Origin of the sequence: Exilibacterium tricleocarpae, assembly GCF_007004655.1 — a bacterium.
GTDB classification, from domain to species: Bacteria; Pseudomonadota; Gammaproteobacteria; order Pseudomonadales; family Cellvibrionaceae; genus Exilibacterium; species Exilibacterium tricleocarpae.
The window spans coordinates 276,653-294,651 of the sequence record NZ_ML660095.1; the positions used below are offsets into that span (position 1 = coordinate 276,653).

General features: G+C 57.4%; 10 protein-coding genes. 3 read left to right on the plus strand and 7 right to left on the minus strand.

Annotated features, from left to right (window positions below; genetic code table 11):
* Entirely contained in the window at window positions 1-7,641 is a 7,641-nt protein-coding gene (locus FKG94_RS15710) for a non-ribosomal peptide synthetase (protein WP_142905262.1), read from the plus strand.
* Window positions 7,638-11,780: a non-ribosomal peptide synthetase gene (locus FKG94_RS15715; protein WP_142905263.1), complete on the plus strand. Its 4,143-nt coding sequence runs from the start codon at window positions 7,638-7,640 to the stop codon at window positions 11,778-11,780. Before FKG94_RS15710 ends, FKG94_RS15715 begins: the two co-directional genes overlap by 4 nt.
* Before the next feature lie 27 nt (window positions 11,781-11,807).
* Here the strand turns inward: FKG94_RS15715 and FKG94_RS15720 are convergent, their stop codons facing one another.
* From FKG94_RS15720 to FKG94_RS15745, 6 genes are all read right to left on the minus strand, one after another.
* A complete protein-coding gene (locus FKG94_RS15720) occupies window positions 11,808-12,149 on the minus strand; it encodes a 5-carboxymethyl-2-hydroxymuconate Delta-isomerase (RefSeq protein WP_142905264.1) in 342 nt (113 codons plus the stop codon).
* A gap of 18 nt (window positions 12,150-12,167) precedes the next feature.
* Complete coding sequence (locus FKG94_RS15725) at window positions 12,168-12,563, minus strand: hypothetical protein (RefSeq protein ID WP_142905265.1); 396 nt, start codon at window positions 12,561-12,563, stop codon at window positions 12,168-12,170.
* Window positions 12,564-12,715: 152 nt separating this feature from the next.
* Window positions 12,716-13,030, minus strand: a complete 315-nt coding sequence (locus tag FKG94_RS15730) for a hypothetical protein (protein ID WP_142905266.1) — start codon at window positions 13,028-13,030, stop codon at window positions 12,716-12,718.
* A gap of 235 nt (window positions 13,031-13,265) precedes the next feature.
* Window positions 13,266-14,309: a ribosome small subunit-dependent GTPase A gene (rsgA, locus tag FKG94_RS15735; protein WP_142905267.1), complete on the minus strand. Its 1,044-nt coding sequence runs from the start codon at window positions 14,307-14,309 to the stop codon at window positions 13,266-13,268.
* 504 nt (window positions 14,310-14,813) lie between these two features.
* The gene (locus FKG94_RS15740) at window positions 14,814-15,422 is read right to left on the minus strand and encodes an HAD family hydrolase (protein ID WP_142905268.1); all 609 of its coding nucleotides are present in this window, start codon (window positions 15,420-15,422) and stop codon (window positions 14,814-14,816) included.
* Window positions 15,423-15,529: 107 nt separating this feature from the next.
* On the minus strand, window positions 15,530-16,543 hold the full coding sequence (locus tag FKG94_RS15745) for an HDOD domain-containing protein (RefSeq protein ID WP_142905269.1): 1,014 nt from the start codon (window positions 16,541-16,543) through the stop codon (window positions 15,530-15,532).
* Between the two features lie 272 nt (window positions 16,544-16,815).
* Between FKG94_RS15745 and FKG94_RS15750 the strand changes: the two genes are divergently transcribed.
* Entirely contained in the window at window positions 16,816-17,316 is a 501-nt protein-coding gene (locus FKG94_RS15750; protein ID WP_142905270.1) for a GNAT family N-acetyltransferase, read from the plus strand.
* Window positions 17,317-17,340: 24 nt separating this feature from the next.
* Here FKG94_RS15750 and FKG94_RS15755 read toward each other — a convergent pair whose 3' ends face one another.
* Complete coding sequence (locus FKG94_RS15755; RefSeq protein ID WP_281284248.1) at window positions 17,341-17,850, minus strand: DinB family protein; 510 nt, start codon at window positions 17,848-17,850, stop codon at window positions 17,341-17,343.
* Window positions 17,851-17,999: the final 149 nt, after the last annotated feature.

The following is a 17,999-nucleotide window of genomic DNA, read 5'->3' on the forward strand; positions in this document are numbered from 1 at the left end:
GTGAACAGCAGGCTCGGCGACAAGGTTCGCCTGCAACACAAGCGCGAACTCTTACGCAGGCGCCTGGAAGAAAAAGCAGCGCAGTCCGATGCCGGCACCACCACTGATATCGTCAAGTCGCCGCGGACGAGCGAAGATGGTTATCCCCTGTCCTTTGCCCAGCAGCGTCTGTGGGTTATCGATCAGATGAAAGGCGGCAGTCCTGAATACAACATTCCTAAAGTTGTCGATATAAAGGGTGATTTTGTCGCCGGCGTCGCGGAGCGAGCGATATCCCGTATAATTTCCCGCCATGAAATTCTCAGGACCCGATACGTAAAACGCAACGGCGGACCTAGGCAGGTTATCGATGTCGATTTCAAATTTAGGTTGCAACGGTACGACCTTCGAGACCTGTCAGGCGTCCAACTACAGCAAAGAGTCAGTGACATCCTTCGCACGGAGAGTGAAAGGCCATTTGATTTGAGTCGCGATCTAATGCTTAGAGGCGCTTATATGCACAAGGGGGGTGACGGCGCCCAACACGAGGGAACGCTGCTGCTGAATATGCATCATATCGCCGCCGATGGCTGGTCGATGGCTCTGTTTATCGAGGAGTTTCTGGTTCAGTACGACGCCTGTCGCCACGGTCGGGGCGACCCGCTGCGGCCACTCGAGATTCAATATGTGGACTATGCGCTCTGGCAGCACCAGCGTCGTCGCGGGGAACCGTGGGAGCGGCAACTGCAGTACTGGGATAACCAGCTGGCGGCGCTTCCGCCGCTACATAACCTGCCCACTGACAGACCGCGGGGAGAATCTGATGACCACGCCGGCGCCACCTATGCATGGCGCCTGCCGGCTGCCTTGAGCGACGGCTTGCGGCGCTTGGCGGCGAGTTGCGATACGACACTCTACGTTGTTGTGCACGCGGCGTTTAGTTTACTGTTGGCGCGGCACAGCAATGACCGGGATATTGTTATCGGTGCCCCGGTGGCCAACCGCACCCACGCCAAACTGGGGCCGCTTATCGGCTTTTTTGTCAACACCCTGGTACTGCGGGTAAACACTGACTTCCAATCGCTTGCGGATTATATGGCACATGTCAAGTCGATTAACCAACAAGCCCAGGAGAACCAGGATGTGCCGTTCGAACACTTGGTGGATCGCCTGAAAGCAGTGCGGACTTCCCGGTTTACGCCGCTGATACAAATTTTGTTGAGTATGAATACGACAGGAAAGCCGGAACTCAGCTTACCCGGTGTTAACTTCACTCCGGTCGATGGTATAGATACCGCTGCCAAGTTTGATTTGAATTTGATTGTCAGCCAGGAGCAGGAAGTCATATCGCTGAACTGGTTTTTTGACACGGCTCTGTTCGACTTGGAGCGTATAGCACAGATGAATGAACACCTGGTCAGGTTGATGACCGCGATGGTCGATACGCCCGGTGCAGCACTGGCGGATTTGCCGATGCTATCTGCGTCTGAAAGATACCACCTGCTGTATCAGTTGAATGAAATTGATATTGACTATCGCTCTACCCGGTTGATTCACCAACACTTCGAAAACCAGGTGTTACGCACGCCGGATAAAGTGGCGCTGGTCTATCAGAGCGAGGTATTGACTTATCGGGCATTGGAGCAGGCGTCGAACAGGCTCGCCCACTGTTTGACCGCAAGGGGTGTGGAGACTGGTACGCTGGTCGGTCTCTATGTCGAGCGCTCTATCGGCCTGGTGGTCTCTATCCTGGGCGTACTCAAGGCCGGCGGCGCCTATGTGCCGCTGGACCCCGGTTACCCGCAAAGTCGACTGCACTCTATCATGGCCGATGCCGACCTGGCCTATGTGGTTACCGAATCGAAACTGCAGCAGTCACTGATCTTGCCGGACTCTATTCAATTTGTCTGCGTGGACTGCGAGGCGCGCCGGGTCGATCACCCGGAACGCGCGCTGGCCGTCCCGGCCGACACCGCGATGCAAACGCCGGATAGCCTGGCCTACGTCATCTATACCTCCGGTTCCACGGGTAAGCCGAAGGGCGTACTGCAAACCCATGACAATGTGTCGCGCCTGTTTGCCGTTACCGAATCTGACTTTGCGTTTTCCGAGCGGGATGTCTGGACACTATTTCATTCGGTTTCATTTGATTTCAGCGTCTGGGAGTTATGGGGCGCGCTGTTCTACGGGGCCACCCTGGTTATTCCGAGTCATCAGGCGACGCGTGATACCCAAGTGTTTATCGAGCTGTGCCAGTGTTGCCGGGTGTCCATTCTCAATCAGACGCCAAGCGCCTTTAAATCTTTCAGCCACCTTGCGCTGCAACACCGGGCTCAATTTCCGCGGTTGCGTTACATTATTTTCGGCGGTGAAGCTCTCCATATCGGCAGTCTGAGGCGCTGGTGGGAGAACTATGGGGACAGGCGGCCAGAGTTGGTGAATATGTACGGTATTACTGAAACTACCGTGCATGCCAGCCTGAAACGGCTCAAACGCGCCGATGCGGAGCGCTCTTATGTGGGGCGACGCCTTGCCGATCAGGCCATATACCTCCTGGATAGGACCGGTAACCCGGTGCCGCCGGGAACGCCGGGTGAGATACATATAGGCGGAGCCGGCCTGGCCAAGGGCTATTTGAATCAACCGCTGCTGACTGCTGAGCGGTTTGTTGAAAATCCGTTCAGTTCGGAGAAAATGCGTACCGCGGGTCTGACTCGGTTGTACAGAACCGGTGACCTGGCCAGTATGAGCGCCGATGGTCAACTCACTTATCTCGGCCGCAATGACGAACAGGTGAAAATCAGAGGGTTTCGACTGGAACTGGGGGAGATAGAGCAGCAACTGTCGCTGTTGAGTGATGTGCAGGCCTGTCTGGTCACGGTGCGCGAAGATAAGGCCGAAAATCGAAGCCTGATCGCCTACGTAGTGCCGGTGGCGATACAAAAGTCGCAGGCTGAACGTGCGTGGGTCTCGGCTCTTAGAGTCGAGTTGTCGGCGCAGTTGCCGGAGTACATGATACCGGCTTTTTTTGTCGTCATGGACAGCCTGCCGTTAAACGATAACGGCAAGGTCGACCGGGAGAAGCTGCCGCCGCCCCGGGTCGATAAGGCCGCGGCGGTCGCGCAAGAACAGCCAGTCGATCCGTTACAGCGCTATCTCATTGACGTATGGCGGTCTGTGTTGGGGCTGCAAGCGCTGGGCGTCGACGACAGTTTTTTCGAGATGGGCGGCGATTCACTGCTGGCGATAAGGGCTGTCAATCAAGTGCAGGAGTATATCGGGGAAGTCATTCATTTAGTTGTGCTGTTCGAAGCGCCGACAGTATCGGAATTTGCCGGCTATCTCGCCCGTCACTACGGGCAGGCTTTAGTCGCCAAGGGGTTGCTGGCGGTGGCAACGGGGCAAGCTACCGGGTCCGGCGAGGTATCGGTTGTCGGTGCCGATGCTCAGCAAGCTTTAAGTCGCCTGGTCCCGGTATTGCCTGCCGTGCCGACCTGCGGACCGCCCGGCAATGAGAGGGTGTTGTTTATACTGTCGCCACCCCGGTCAGGCTCCACACTGTTGCGCGTTATGTTGGCCGGTCACCCACAACTGTTTGCACCGCCCGAGCTGGAGTTGCTGGCTTTCGATACGTTGAAACAGCGCCGCCAGGCCTTTTCCGGACCTCACAAGTTCTGGCAGGAGGGGGTTTGGCTGGCTCTTATGACCGCAAACAACATGGACCTCAAACAGGCGCAGGCCCTGATGGAGGAATTCGAAGCCGGCGATATGTCTATCGCCGCAATGTATGAATTTCTCCAATCGAGTATTGCCGGGGAAGTGCTGGTAGACAAAACACCGTCTTATGCCTATTCACTGGATATTTTACAGCGGGCGGAACACTACTTTTCCAACGCCCACTACATTCACCTGGTGCGCCACCCGTATGGGATGATAGCATCGTTCGAAAAGGCGCAACTGGACCAGTTGTTGTTTCTCAATGACCACGAGCATACTACCCGACAACTGGCCGAGTTGCTATGGACGGGGTGTCATCTCAATATTCTGGAATTTTTGCAGACTATTCCCGCTGCGCGGCAACAACGAGTGGTGTTCGAAAAACTGGTCGCCAGACCCGAAGAAGAAATGCAAAGGCTTTGCGATTTTATCGATATACCTTTCGATGCGGCGCTATTGCAACCCTACGACGGCACACAGCGGCGTATGAGCGGCGGGGTACACAGTGAATCACGGATGCTGGGTGATATCAAATTTGCCGATCATCGAAAGATAGATCGGCGAGTGGCTGTCGCCTGGCGATCGTCCATTGCGACAGATTTTCTCAGCGCCAGGTCAAAACAGGTGGCGCGGGTCTTGGGTTATACTGAAGAGCAGTTCGGTGTCAGCCCGGAAAGTCCCACTATCCCTGTGTTGCAAACGCGAGAAGACATCCCGTTGTCTTTCTCTCAACAACGCCTGTGGTTTCTTGATCGCATGCACGGCGGCAGCTCCCAGTACAATATCCCTGTGGCACTGGCGATTGAAGGGCGTTTCGATGTGACTGTCGCCGAGCGCGCCATGGAAAACATCATTGCTCGACACCAGACACTCAGAACAGTGTTTGTCGAACGCGGGGGCCGTCCCGTACAGGTGGTGATGGAAAAATATAAGTTCACAATTGAACGGCACGACTTACAGGGTCTGCCGGATTTACAGCAACACCATAAAGTATCTGAACTTATCGAAAAAGACAGTGTGCAGACCTTTGACTTATCTCGGGATTTGATGATCAGGGCATCCTATCTGCACCTCGCGCCGAGGCGCGGCATTTTGATCTTCTGTCTGCACCATATCGCCGCCGATGGCTGGTCGCTGGGAATTTTCAGCAGGGAATTTACCGACTTTTACCGGGCCGGTTTGAACGGCGATATTGACCCTTCAAGTGACTTGCCCGTTCAATATGCCGACTATGCCAGTTGGCAACGACAGTCATTGTCGGACCATGCAATCGCGGCACAACTTACATACTGGGAGACGCAGTTGCGGGATTTGCCTTTAGTTCACGCGATCGAGCCCGATCACAGACGCCCGGCGACAAAGCAGTATACGGGTGCGATGGTGAAAGGCTGTGTATCCGCAGCGATCGCCGGGCGCCTGCGGACACTGGCGGGTGAGAAGCGCGTGACTCTTCATATGTTACTGCACGCAGCCTTGGGTATCCTGCTGTCCCGCCACAGTGGCAGCGACGATGTGGTTATCGGTACCCCGGTCGCCAACCGCCCGCGGGTCGAACTGGAGCCGTTGATTGGGTTTTTCGTCAATACTCTGGTATTGCGAACGTGTGTCAACCACGAAAATTTTACCGGCTACCTGGACCACGTCAAAACGGTTAATGTGGAGGCCCAGGCTAATCAGGACCTGCCATTTGACTACCTGGTGGAACATCTCAAGGTACCGCGAAGTGCCGCCTTCGCCCCCTTGTTTCAGATTGCCTTTACGTTGACCGGCGCCGGTCAGGCGACGGATATAAGTTTACCGGGCGTGCGCTGCAGCCCCGTCGAAACGCCCTTGATTGTCGCAAAATCTGACCTGGATATTATTGTACAAGACACCGGTAAGGCGATGAACCTGACCTGGATATATGATACGGCGGTGTTCAATCGAAGGCGTATTGAGACTTTCAACGATCACTTTGTGCGGTTGTTAACCGGTGTGGTCGATGCCCCGGATGCGCGACTTTCCGCCTTGCCCATGTTGGCCGAGTCGGAGCGGCGCTATCTAATGCACGAACTGAACCGCACGAAAGAGGAATTTTCCGGCAGCGGTTTAATGCACCAGTTGTTCGAGGCCCAGGCAGAAAAGTTTCCGCACAGTGTGGCCCTGGTATTTCAGGACCGGGCGCTGAGTTACGGCGCATTGAATGATATTTCCAACCGCCTGGCCCACTACCTCCGCGAGCGAGGCGTGGCGGCGGATAAACGGGTTGGGTTGTACACGAGACGGTCGCTGGATATGGTGATCGGTATCCTGGCTGTTCTCAAGGCGGGCGGGGCCTATGTGCCTCTCGATCCCTTGTATCCGCCGCAACGGTTGTCGTTCTTGTTGCGCGATGCCGATATCGACTGGGTGCTTACCGAGTCCGACTTGGCGGAGACTCTACGTTTTGACAACCGCACAGTTGTGCTTTTGGACAGCACATCGGAGCAGGCGCACTGGCGCGGGTATCCGCCCGAAAATGTACCAAAACACCAACGCCTGCTGCAGCCGGATCGACTGGCCTATGTGATTTATACCTCCGGCTCCACCGGCCAGCCGAAAGGGGTAATGATCGAGCATGGCGGTGCCGTGAACATGCATCTCGCACAGCGGCGCCTGTTCGATGTCGGGCGCCGCAGCCGCGTACTGCAGTTTGCCTCGCTGGGATTCGACGCCGGCGTATCGGAATGGATGATGGCCCTGTGTAGCGGCGGGGCGTTGTATATTTGTGGTGAAGAAGCAAGGCTGTCGCCGGATAAACTCAGGGAGTTTTTGCTAAGCAAAACTATAACCCATGCCACCCTGCCGCCGGCTGTCCTGCAGCACCTGGACGCAACGGCGGACTACGGACTGACATGCCTGGTTGTGGCCGGTGAAAACTGTGATGAGCACCTGGCGAGCTGCTGGTCGTCCCGTTACCCTATGTATAATGCTTATGGTCCGACCGAAACCAGTGTCTGCGCCACGGTGGCCCGCTTGCAGCCGAACGAGCCGGTAACCATAGGCCGTCCTATCGCCAATACTGAACTCTATGTACTCGACAGTCGCAGAGGCCTGACGCCGCCAGGTGCTCTCGGGGAACTCTATATCGGCGGTCGGGGGCTGGGGCGCGGTTATGTCAACCGGCCCGAACTCACACAGGAGTGCTTTATTCAAAACCCGTTTGCCGGCTCACCCGGCGATCGGCTTTATAAGACCGGTGATTTAGTGCGTTACACGGACACCGGAAACCTGATCTTTATCGGGCGCATGGATGAACAGATAAAAGTGCGGGGGTTTCGGATTGAGCCCGCTGAAATCGAGCGGCAGATTTCGGCCTGCGGGCAAGTACAGTCAGCCCTGGTCGTGAAGCGGGAGGACAGACCCGGACAGCAGCGCCTGGTGGCTTACGTTGTGCGCGCAGGCAACTGCGATGATCAATGTGATGATCGGGATAAGCGTTTTGAAGATAAAGCGTTTATTGCCTGGCTGAAAATGAAACTGCGCGAGGCCCTGCCGGACTATATGGTGCCGGGGGTCTTTGTCCTGCTGGAGAGCTACCCACTTACCCCCAACGGAAAGGTGGATCGGCGGGCCCTGCCGGCTCCCGCCGCCGGTGGTTTGGCGGCCGATGACTTTATCGAGCCGGAAACGGTTACGGAAAAACACTTGTGCGAGTTATGGCAAGCGCTGCTAAAAGTCGACCGGGTCGGATTGGCAGATAACTTCTTTGACTTGGGCGGGCATTCTCTGCTGGCGGCAAGGTTGGTGGCGGAGATCGAGCGGCACATGGCGGTGGTTGTCGACGTTAGCATCATATTTGAAAAGCAAACGGTCAAGGAGCTGGCAAGGGTGGTCGATGCGATTGAAACAAAAGATCGTCCAGGTGCGGCCATCGAAAGCAGGCTGGGTACCCGACAGGGTTTCGGTGAAGAATTCGATCTATGAGCGAGTTGGTCGATAAACTTATTGCCCTGGCGAAAAATGGGAATTTTGTGCGGTTGCACGGCGAGAACCTGAGAGTTTCGGTGGGCGGCGAGGGACTCAGCGAAGCAGACAGGGACTTCTTAACAAGCAACAAGCTGTCGCTGGTCGCTTTGTTCAAGACGCTTAACGCCGGCGCTTCCGACCGGCTTGCCTACTTGTCCGACTCACAAAGCAGTTTATGGCTGGTCGATCAGGTCAGCCCCAACCGCTGCCAGTACAATATGCTAACCGCCCTGAGGCTCGAGGGAGCACTGGATCAACAGGCACTCGATCTGACTTTTCAGGCTATCATTGACCGCCACCAGGTACTGAGAAGCACCATCAACAGCACCCTGGCCGGAGAGCCTTTTCAAATCGTTCGAGACGCAAAAACGTTTATGATTCCTCGCCTGCACCTGACTTTTTTACCAGTAGAAAAACAGGGGCAGGCGCTCGCCTCACATATACAGAGTGCAGCGTTGCAACCGTTCGATCTGGCTGCGGACCTGATGTTGCGGGTAACACTTTTAGAATGCTCTGCAGATGTCCATGTGCTGGTATTGGTCATGCACCATATAGCCTCTGACGGCTGGTCACAGGGTGTATTGATGAAGGAGTTTTCCGAGCTGTACAGCGCCTTTACCCGTGGCGCTGCCAATCCGTTGCCCGAACTTGCGATTCAGTACGCAGACTATGCCCATTGGCAGCGGCGTCATCTGGATGAAGCGGCCCTGGCGCGACACATAGCCTTCTGGAAGTCGCGCCTGGCGGATTTGCCGGATGTTCACCGGTTGCCACTGGATCGCGCCAGACCGGCGACACAGGATTTTGCCGGTGCCAGCTTCCGCCAGCATCTGGATACCGAACTACAGGCGCGCCTGCAGGCGTTAGCCAGACACCATGATGCCACCTTGTTTATGGTCTTGCAGGCGGCGTTTGCCGTGCTGTTATCGCGCTACTGCGGTGATACCGATGTTGTTATCGGCGCGCCCGTAGCCAATCGCCCCAGGGCTGAGTTGGCCGCACTGGTGGGGTTTTTTACCAATTTACTGGTATTGCGTACCGACCTGGCCGACGATCCGCCGTTTGCAGCCTTACTGCGCCGCACCAAGCGTGATCTCCTGCGGGCCTATACCCATCAGCAGTTGCCGTTTGAGAAGTTAGTGCAGGCACTGCGGCCGCGGCGCAGTTTACGTTATTCACCGTTGTTTCAAGTTATGTTGTCAGTGCAGAACAATGAGGCGGTGGCGCTGGAACTGCCGGGTTTGTCTGCCGACACCCTGGACTATGGCAGTGCGGTTGCCAAGTATGACCTGATGTTAAACAGCGTTGAAAAGAGTGATGGTCTGCATCTGAGCTGGGTATATGCCAGTGCCCTGTTTGATGCCGCCACCATTGCTCAAATGGCCGGACACTTTGCTGTTTTACTGCGCAGTATCGTCACGACTCCCGATGCCCGTGTCAGCGCACTGTCTTTGCACAGCGTGCAGGCGCAATACGATTTGAAGTTGCTGGGCGAAGGTGCCGCCAGGCCCTGTCCCGGTGGCCGGTGCCTGCACCAGCTCTTTGCCCGGCAGGTCGCCCGCAGACCTGATAGTGTCGCACTGTTGTGCGGTGATCAACGGCTGACGTTTCGCCAGTTGGATATTCGCAGTAACCGCCTGGCCCATTTTCTGCGTGCACAGGATGTCACCACAGACACCCTAGTGGGCCTGGCGTTGGCGCCCGGTTCGGAACTGGTGATCGGCGTGTTGGGGATTTTGAAAGCCGGTGGCGCTTATGTGCCTTTCGACCCCCGGCAGCCCGCGGCACGTTTGCGTCTGATGATCGACGACAGTGCCCCGGCGTTGCTGTTGACCAGTTCGACACACATGACGGCCCTGGCTCGCGCCGGGGTTCGGACCCTGGCCCTGGATCACATGGCGGCGGCGCTGGCGGAATACGATGGCGGCGCACCGCCGCAGAGTCATCAGTTGGAGACCGGTCTCGCCTATGTCATGTATACCTCCGGTTCCAGCGGCCGGCCCAAAGGCGTGTTGATCGAGCATCGCGGTGTGGTCAATCTGGCCTACAGTCTCGACTCGCTGGCGTTGGCGCCCCGGCCGAGCGCCTGGGGTTGGGTGGCGGATTGCGGCTTCGACGCCTCGATACAGGGATTGACCCAACTGGCGTTGGGGCGGCCGCTGGCCGTGCTGACCGATGCCGAGAAGCGCGATGCGCGGTTGTTGCGACAAAGCGTCGAGCAACACGCTATCGGTGTGCTCGACTGCACACCGGGCCGCCTGGAGTTGTGGCTGGCTCAGGACCCTTGCGACTGGCTGCCCGACCTGATGGTGGGCGGCGAGTCGATCACCCCGGTTTTGTGGCAGACGCTGACTGCTCACCTGCACCGTTCGGGACGGCGGGCTTACAACGTCTACGGTCCCACCGAGTGCACGGTGGACAGTTGCTGGGCGCCGATTGCGGGCGAGTTGCCGAACCTCGGCGGTATGTTACCGAATCTGCGTGGCTACGTGGTGGATGCCGGCGGGCAACTGGCTCCCCGGGGCTGCGTGGGCGAACTCTGGATCGGTGGTGTCGCACTGGCGCGGGGCTATCTGCACCAGGCGGCGCTGACGGCGGAGCGCTTTGTGTGCGATCCGTTTGGCGGCGAGCCGGGCGGGCGTCTATACCGCAGTGGTGACCTGGTCCGCTACCTGCCCGACGGCAGGCTCACCTTTGTCGGGCGCAGGGATGAACAAGTGAAACTGCGCGGGTTCCGTATCGAATTGGGAGAAATAGAAACGCTGTTGGCGGCGCATAAAGGTGTGGCGTCAGCCCTGGTTCTGGTGCGGGAAGATCGACGCCATCTCAGCGCCTTTGTGATGCCCGAGCCGGGGCAGCCACGCGGCAGCGAGGTGGCCGGACTGTCGCACTATCTCCAGGCCCATCTGCCCGACTATATGGTGCCCGCGGAGATTGTCGTGCTCGACACCTGGCCCCTGACGGCCAACGGCAAGATCGACAGGCGGGCGCTGTTGTCTCTACACGGTGTTGTTGCCGGCGGCGACTACAGGGGGCCGACGACACCGGCAGAACGCCGGTTGACGACTATATGGGCGAGACTGTTACAGGTTCCGGCGGAGCAATTGAGTATCGACGCCAATTTTTTTGCCAGTGGCGGACACTCGTTGCTCGGCGTGCGGCTGCAGGCTGAAATTGCCGGCGCATTTGCCGTGCGGTTGCCCCTCAGCACCTTATTTAAAGCTCCCACTATTCGCGCGCTTGGCGAGTGGATCGATACCGCTGAATCGCGACCCCGCCGCCAGCAAACGGACACGCTGGTGGAACTGCGGGCGGGTGATGACGCCGCGCTGGCGCCGCTGGTATTGGTTCACCCGGTAGGCGGCGGTGTGGCTTGCTACAGAGAACTGGTGTTGGCGTTAGCGCCCGGTCGACCCATCTACGGCTTACAGATGAGCGCCGATCGGCATGACGGCATCGCAGCGATGGCGGCGGCCTATTGTGCCGCGCTCAAGCAGTCGCTGCCGGCTTCGGCCTGTGTGCTCGGCGGCTGGTCCGTGGGCGGTGCTATCGCGCAGGAAATGGCCTGCCGGTTGACGGCTGAGGATACCGCAGTCAGCTTGTTTATGATTGACACGCTTTGTCCGCCACTGCCGGCGTCCGCCGGTCTCACGTCAAGCCACGAGATTGGGCTGGTGTCGATGATGGCCGGTGAACTCGGCATTACCGCTGCGGATATAAGCGCACGTGAACAAGCCGCGCTGTCGGCGTTGCCGCGTGACGACCTGCTGGCATTATTGCTGCAAAGGGGGATCGAGCAAGGGCGGCTCCCGCCGGACACCGAACGCTGCACGCTGCAACAGAACTTTGCCCGTATGCAGAGTAACTCGCAGGCGTTCCATGCCTTCAAACCGCGCTATTACAACGGCCGGCTGCACTATTTTCAAGCCCGACAGACAAGGGTTGCCGGGCTGCGCGAGGCCTGGCGACAAGTGTCGGCGGACGTGGTATGGCGGGTACTGGAAGGTGACCATTACACGCTTTTGCGAGAGCCCCGGGTGGCGCACCTGGCTGCCGCGGTCGACAACCTTGAGACGGTGGAACTGCGCCTGTGCTAGGGCTGTACCCGGTGATCTGCCGCCTGCTTACAGCACCAGCTCCGAGTAAGACTCTTTTTCAATCTCAACGATTTCAACTGAAATCGACCAGCCTGTGCTGACCAGCATAGACAGTGAGTCCATCACCATATTGCTGAGCAATTGCCGTTGCACCCGCGTTTGGCCCGAGAGGATTTTCAGCACCACGTGGACGAAATAAGCCGTCTCGGTGCCGGTTCGATAATGGTGGACCGGAATGACGCGGGTTTTGATATCCGTCTCTTTGAACAGATCGGAATTGGTGGCGCCTTGTTGTACCGCTTCAATCAGGTTTTCCGGACCGAGCGGCGAATCTATGCTGGTCGAATATTCGATAATGCAGTGAATCACAATAATACCCTTCTGTGTTCAACCGGCTGTCGAGGCAGCGCGGCCATTGACGCGACTGCGAACGATGACACAGCGCTGCCGATTGTGATCAACCGCAACCTGGTAGTGTACGCCGGCCGCCACCTCCAGCTCCACGGTAGCGTCGAGGCTGAGTTTTTTCGACTTTTTGCAGTTTAGCGTCAAACGGTACCTGCCCGGCGCCATATCGATATCGGCAAGCGGATCGGCGACGCGCCTGCCATCGATAGCGGTGACCGTATTGACCCAACGGGTATTGCTTTTTTGTCCGTTGACCGCCGGTCCCAGGATAACGCCCATTTGACCGTTGCCGGTGGTTTCCGGTGTATAGTGATCCGGGCTCGAGCAACCCACTGCCAGTGCCGTCAACCCGGTTAGACAAATGCGTTTAATCACAGCTCACCTGCCTATCTCAGCCATACTGCCAACCCGTGCCGTGCACCTATTCAGTTCACCCATTGGTTATCCATACCCATCACTTATCAGCCATACAGGCCAAGATACCCACACAGACCGCTGAAGCGTATCCTCCACTACGCCTTAGTCCCTTACTCCTCATCAGTCTCGTCGCCAGCCGCTTGCGGTTTGCCGCCCCAGATATTGAATATGAACGTACTGCCATACTCAAGCGCTTCGCGGTAAAACTCGCGATCCTCTTCGGCAATGTCCTTTTCTTCGACCCACAGCGCCTCTGTCGTGTTCTCCGGACCCCAGCCGTTTTGGTGAATATAGAAATTCGCCACCATCTCGGCCGCCTCCCGCTCCGGAAAATTAATCCATGCTTTAATGCTGGCGCCGGTCACGTCTTTGTCTACATCTTTGTTATTGGGATAAGGCTTGGCGGTAATGGTGAAGATAAACATGGGGTGCCCTTGTCAGGTTTTTGGGGATGCATGGTGCTGCCGGTGCCCCTGCGGCCGTTTATGAACGTCTGCCGACCTTAAGAGGTTTCCCCGGCAAAGTAAACAGTGGCGTACAAATTATCCCAGGCGTCGATGGGTGCCATGTTGCAGGCCCCGCCTATGCCGGCACGACACTGTCGCCGCCGGCATCTGGCAGGACCGGGAAGCTGTTCGCCCGGCGGTGGTAAAACCGTGGCTAGTGCTTGTTTTTCTGTTGCTGAGATACCTCCTTAATTCTTTTATAGGTTTTACCGAGTGTCTTTAGGCGCTGTCGTTTCTCGGCCAGAGTCTCGCGGTTGCGGCGTTGCTCGGCCAACAGTTTTTGGTAGCTGTGCAACCGCCGGCTGTCCAGTTCGCCGTTCGCCACGGCCTGTTGTACAGCGCAACCGGGCTCCGTGGTATGGGTGCAATCGGAGAAACGGCAGGGAGAGTCGACCAGTACATCCTCGAACAACGCGTTAACGCCGTCTTCACAGTCGGCCAGTTGCAATTCGCGCATACCGGGGGTATCCAGTATCAGGCCACCTTGCGGCAGCCGGTGTAAAGAGCGGCGGGTGGTGGTGTGGCGTCCCTTTTGGTCGTCTGCCCGCACCTCACCCGTCGCCAGGCCGCTAACCCCGAGGGCGCCGGCGAGGGTAGACTTCCCAACCCCGGAAGAGCCCAGCAGAGCGATTGTCTGGCCCGGCCGGCACCAGGCCGAGACGCCCTCCAGGGTGGTTTGATCGAGGGCATTTACACATTCCACCAGCAGGCCGCTGCGCAGTTTTGCGGCCCGGCGCTGGTAGTGCGCAACGTCGTCACAAAGGTCTGCCTTGGTGAGCACCACCACCGGCAGCACGCCGGCCTCCAGCGCCACCGACAGGTACCGCTCCAGCCGTGCCGGGTTGAATTCACTGTTGCAACTGGAGACGATAAACAGCGTATCGAGATTGGCGGCAATCAATTGTGTCGCCGCGGCCGGCCCGGCGGCTTTGCGCCGGATCAGGGTCTGGCGTTGCAACAGGCGGGTCGGGCGCTGATTGTTGCGGTTGATGAGAAGCCAGTCGCCGACAGTCACTTCTGCCAGTTTATGCAGCAGGGCGATGGGTAGAACCTGTTCACCGTAGGCACCCCAGGTGACTACTTGACTGCGGTGTTGGGCAACGATTCTGACGGCAAAATGGCTGCCTGCTTCCTCCAACGCTATTTGTTGTTGGAAAAAGGGTTTCCACCCGAGTTCCGGGAGAGAAATTTTGAACATGGCAGGTTGAACCTCAATTAATGAGATTAGCTATCGATTGGCTGTTGATTCATGATCAACAGGCTGTCGATTGACTAACGATCCACTTAATAAGGCTTCTTGGACGGCAAGAAACCCGGTTGCACCGGGCGAGAAGGGAAAGGAGTGACTGATTGCAGTAGCAATTTGTTGTACTAACTTGTAGTAACAACTTGTAGTAACAACTTGTAGTAACAATCTAGAATGGCCAGTTTGTAGTGACAATCTGTTTCAGTAAGACAATTTGTTTCAGTAATAATTTGCTGCAGTAACAAGTTGTCGTTGTAACAGTCTACTTATTTGCCAGCTAGCTTGTTGCGATTGCCGACTGGTTTGATAACCAGCTTGTCTTGACAATCAACGAGTAAAGTCAGGTCGCCGCCTTTTCTTTCGCCGTTTTACGCTTTACCACAATCATGAACCGTCCTCCGCAATGTCGAGTGGCCGCGATTATAAGCCATTTGCCGGGCCGCGGCCAGACCCCGTTCAGGTATGGGTAGTCAACAGTGCCTCTATATCCGCGTAGCAGGTATCGGTCTGTTCAAACTGAATACTGCGGATGCCGAGGTCGCGGGCGGCTTCGACATTGGCCGCGAGGTCGTCGATAAAAACAGTTTCCCGGGGCGACAGTGAAAACCGTTCCAGTAGCAGTGTAAAGATGGCGCTGTCCGGCTTCGCCATCTGTTCATGTCCTGAGATCACGATGCCGTCAAAGCGCTCAAAGAATGCCAGCTTGTCTTTGAGGTAGGCATAGTTCTCAACCGACATATTGGACAGGCAGTACAGCCGTTTACTGCCAGCGTGGGCCCGGTGCAGCAACGCCTCCGTTCTGGCAATCGGCAACAGAGAGTCCCTGACCTGTTGCAGCAGGTGCTCAAGTCGCGTGCTGGAAAAGACCGGACACCTCTGTGACAGGCGGGCGATAAAATCGACTTCGCTGAGCATGCCGCGATCCATATCCTGCCAGTCGCTGTGCCCGAACGCCTCTGCCAGCAGCAGCGCTTGTTCGGTCGTATCGGCGGTAAAGTCGCCGACAATTTTCTGCGGGTCCCATTGCAGCAGGACGGCGCCGAGATCGAAAATGATATTTTTCATGGTAACTACGCACTACCGGGTAAAAGTGTCGATTAAATCACTTTCGCGGTCCCGGCGCCACGGGCAGGGCGGGCGCTGTCGAGCGGTGCCGGCGATTGCCCTTTTTGTCACTCGCCCATCGATACCTTGCGCAGCGTTGCCGGCAGTGTGTCTGGCAGTTGTAACGCCCGGCACAGTTGTTCCGCAGCTGCCTGGGGGTGCAGCTGCGCGGCGCACAGGACCTCCGATATCTTATTGGCCTGGTAGAGAATGAGGCCGTAGGTGCTTACCCGGCTACCCGGGCCGATATTGATCTGTTGCGCCAGCGCCGTGCAGATGGCCTCGGGCAGTTGCCAGGTTTGGGCGATCTGATGGCTCAGGGGGCCCGACAGGGCTCGCATTAACGGCACAAAGGCCTGCCCGCCGAGATGGGTCGAGTCCGGGTTGAGGGCGAATTCCCGGCACAGTTCGCTGAACACCGTGATCTTTCCCATATCGTGCACCAGACCGGCCATATAAGCCTTAAACGGTTCACTTTGATAGTGGCGGGCGATGATCTCGCAAGCCACCGCACAGGTCAGGGAATGGTGCCAAAGTTTTTCGCCGAACTGTGAGAAATAGGGTGAGGAGCGCTGCACCACCGGTTGCATAACCGCCGCTGCCAGCACCGTCCGCAAACCCATGATACCGAGTTTGACGACGGCGGTTTCGATACTGGCGATGGCTTTGCCGGCGGGGTTGAAATAAACGGTGTTGGCCAGTTTCAAGACCGCGCCGCTGATGGCGGGCTCTCTCTCGATAATGTCCGCGTAGTCGCGCACTGACGCCTCAGGGTCGCGCAGGCTGCGCAGCAGCCGCGGTATTACCGCCGGCAGGTGGGGGATCGCCTGCGGCAGCTTGTCTGCCTGCATCAGGTTTTTGCGCACCAGGTCAACGGTGAGTTTCTGTGGTACCGTCAGTGGCGGCTGCGCGCCGGATGCAGGGGGAATGAGTGCCGTGTAAAACCGGGTCTCGATAGTGTCCTGCCCCAGGACAGGGAGTGGAGATATTGTGGCGCTGTCCGTTTGCACCCGGGCGCCGGCGTGTGCCTCGTCACGGCGAGGCGCATGTTTGAACCACCGGCGCATGAGACGGGTAAGCATCTTGAAGGACCTCTTTACCGGTGGTTACCGGGGCTGACCTGCAGCCGCGGCACTGTTTTTTATAGTTGGCACTCTTTATATAAGTACATTGGCGCCCATAGTGCAAAGAACGCTGCGGCGTAAGGAGCGCCGCGGCGGCGGTGGCCCGTCGGTGAATTTTGCGGTCGCGCCATGGGCCGGCGACTTGCCATGCTCAGTGACCCGGCGTATAAATACGCTCGGCAGCAATGAACTCGCCGCTAAGCAGATAATGACTCGAACTGGAGGTGACTTTGGAGGTTTTGCAGACCGACCGCCTGCGGCTGCGGGAAATGACGGCCGCGGACGCGGCGTTTATGCTCGATCTTCTCAATCAGCCGGCCTTCCTGCGCAATATCGGCGACAGGGGCGTGCGAACCCTTGATGATGCCCGCAACTATATCGTGGACGGCGCGGTGGCCAGCTACCGCCGCTATGGTTTTGGCTCCTATCTGGTGGAGGAAAAGCTGACCGGCGCACCCACCGGCACCTGTGGTTTGTTGAAACGGGAGACACTGGAAGATGTGGATATTGGTTTTGCCTTTCTCCCGGCCTATTGGGGTAAGGGTTACGCCACCGAATCCGCGACCGCAGTGATGGCCATGGGCAGGAATGGGTTTGGCTTGCAACGTATTGTCGGTATCGTTGCCCCCCACAATCAGGCTTCGATGAAAGTGCTTGAAAAAATTGGCCTGACATTTGAAAAAATGGTGACTCTCGCCGGTGATGACGAAGCGATCAAACTCTATTCGTGAAACGCTCTTATTCGCAAGGTTCCGTTAAGCGGCCGGCGTGATCGCCGGCAGGTCGGTGACGCCGATATCGATGCCCTTTTGGTAGAGCAGTGTCGTGGCCTGCCCGCGGTGGTGGGTTTGGTGGTTGAATACATGTTGTACCAGGAAGCCGAAGCGCTTGGTGAACGCCTCGCCCCTGGTGTTTTGGTAGGAAAAACTGTATTCGAAGTCTTCTTCCCGGGCTTCCTCACAGAGGCGAATAATCGCCTCGTCCATCTTGGTGCGTACCGCTGCCAGTTCGCCAACTGTCGGGTAGAGGAGCTGCCGCAGGGATGCAGGCTTGTCGAGGCCGCTCACGTAGTCGAGTGACCGGTAGTCAGCCGGGTGCTGGATAAAACGCTGGAGCCACAGGATATCGGCAACCAGGATATGGTTCAGGGTGCCCATGATCGAGCCGAAAAACGCGCCGAGATCTTCCCGCAAAGCGGTGTCGTCCAGTGTCGACGCCGCCTCATAAAGCTTCTTATTCATCCATTGATTGTATTGTGCCAGCAAACATCACCCGGGGCGGCGCGCTCAACACGGCACAAGTTAATGCGGCGATAGCGGCAACCAGCGCTGCTATCATAGAAAGCGGCAGATTACAGTCGATCCTCCCGCAGTTGCGTCCACCCTCGATGCCGGTCTCAGTCCTGTTCACACAC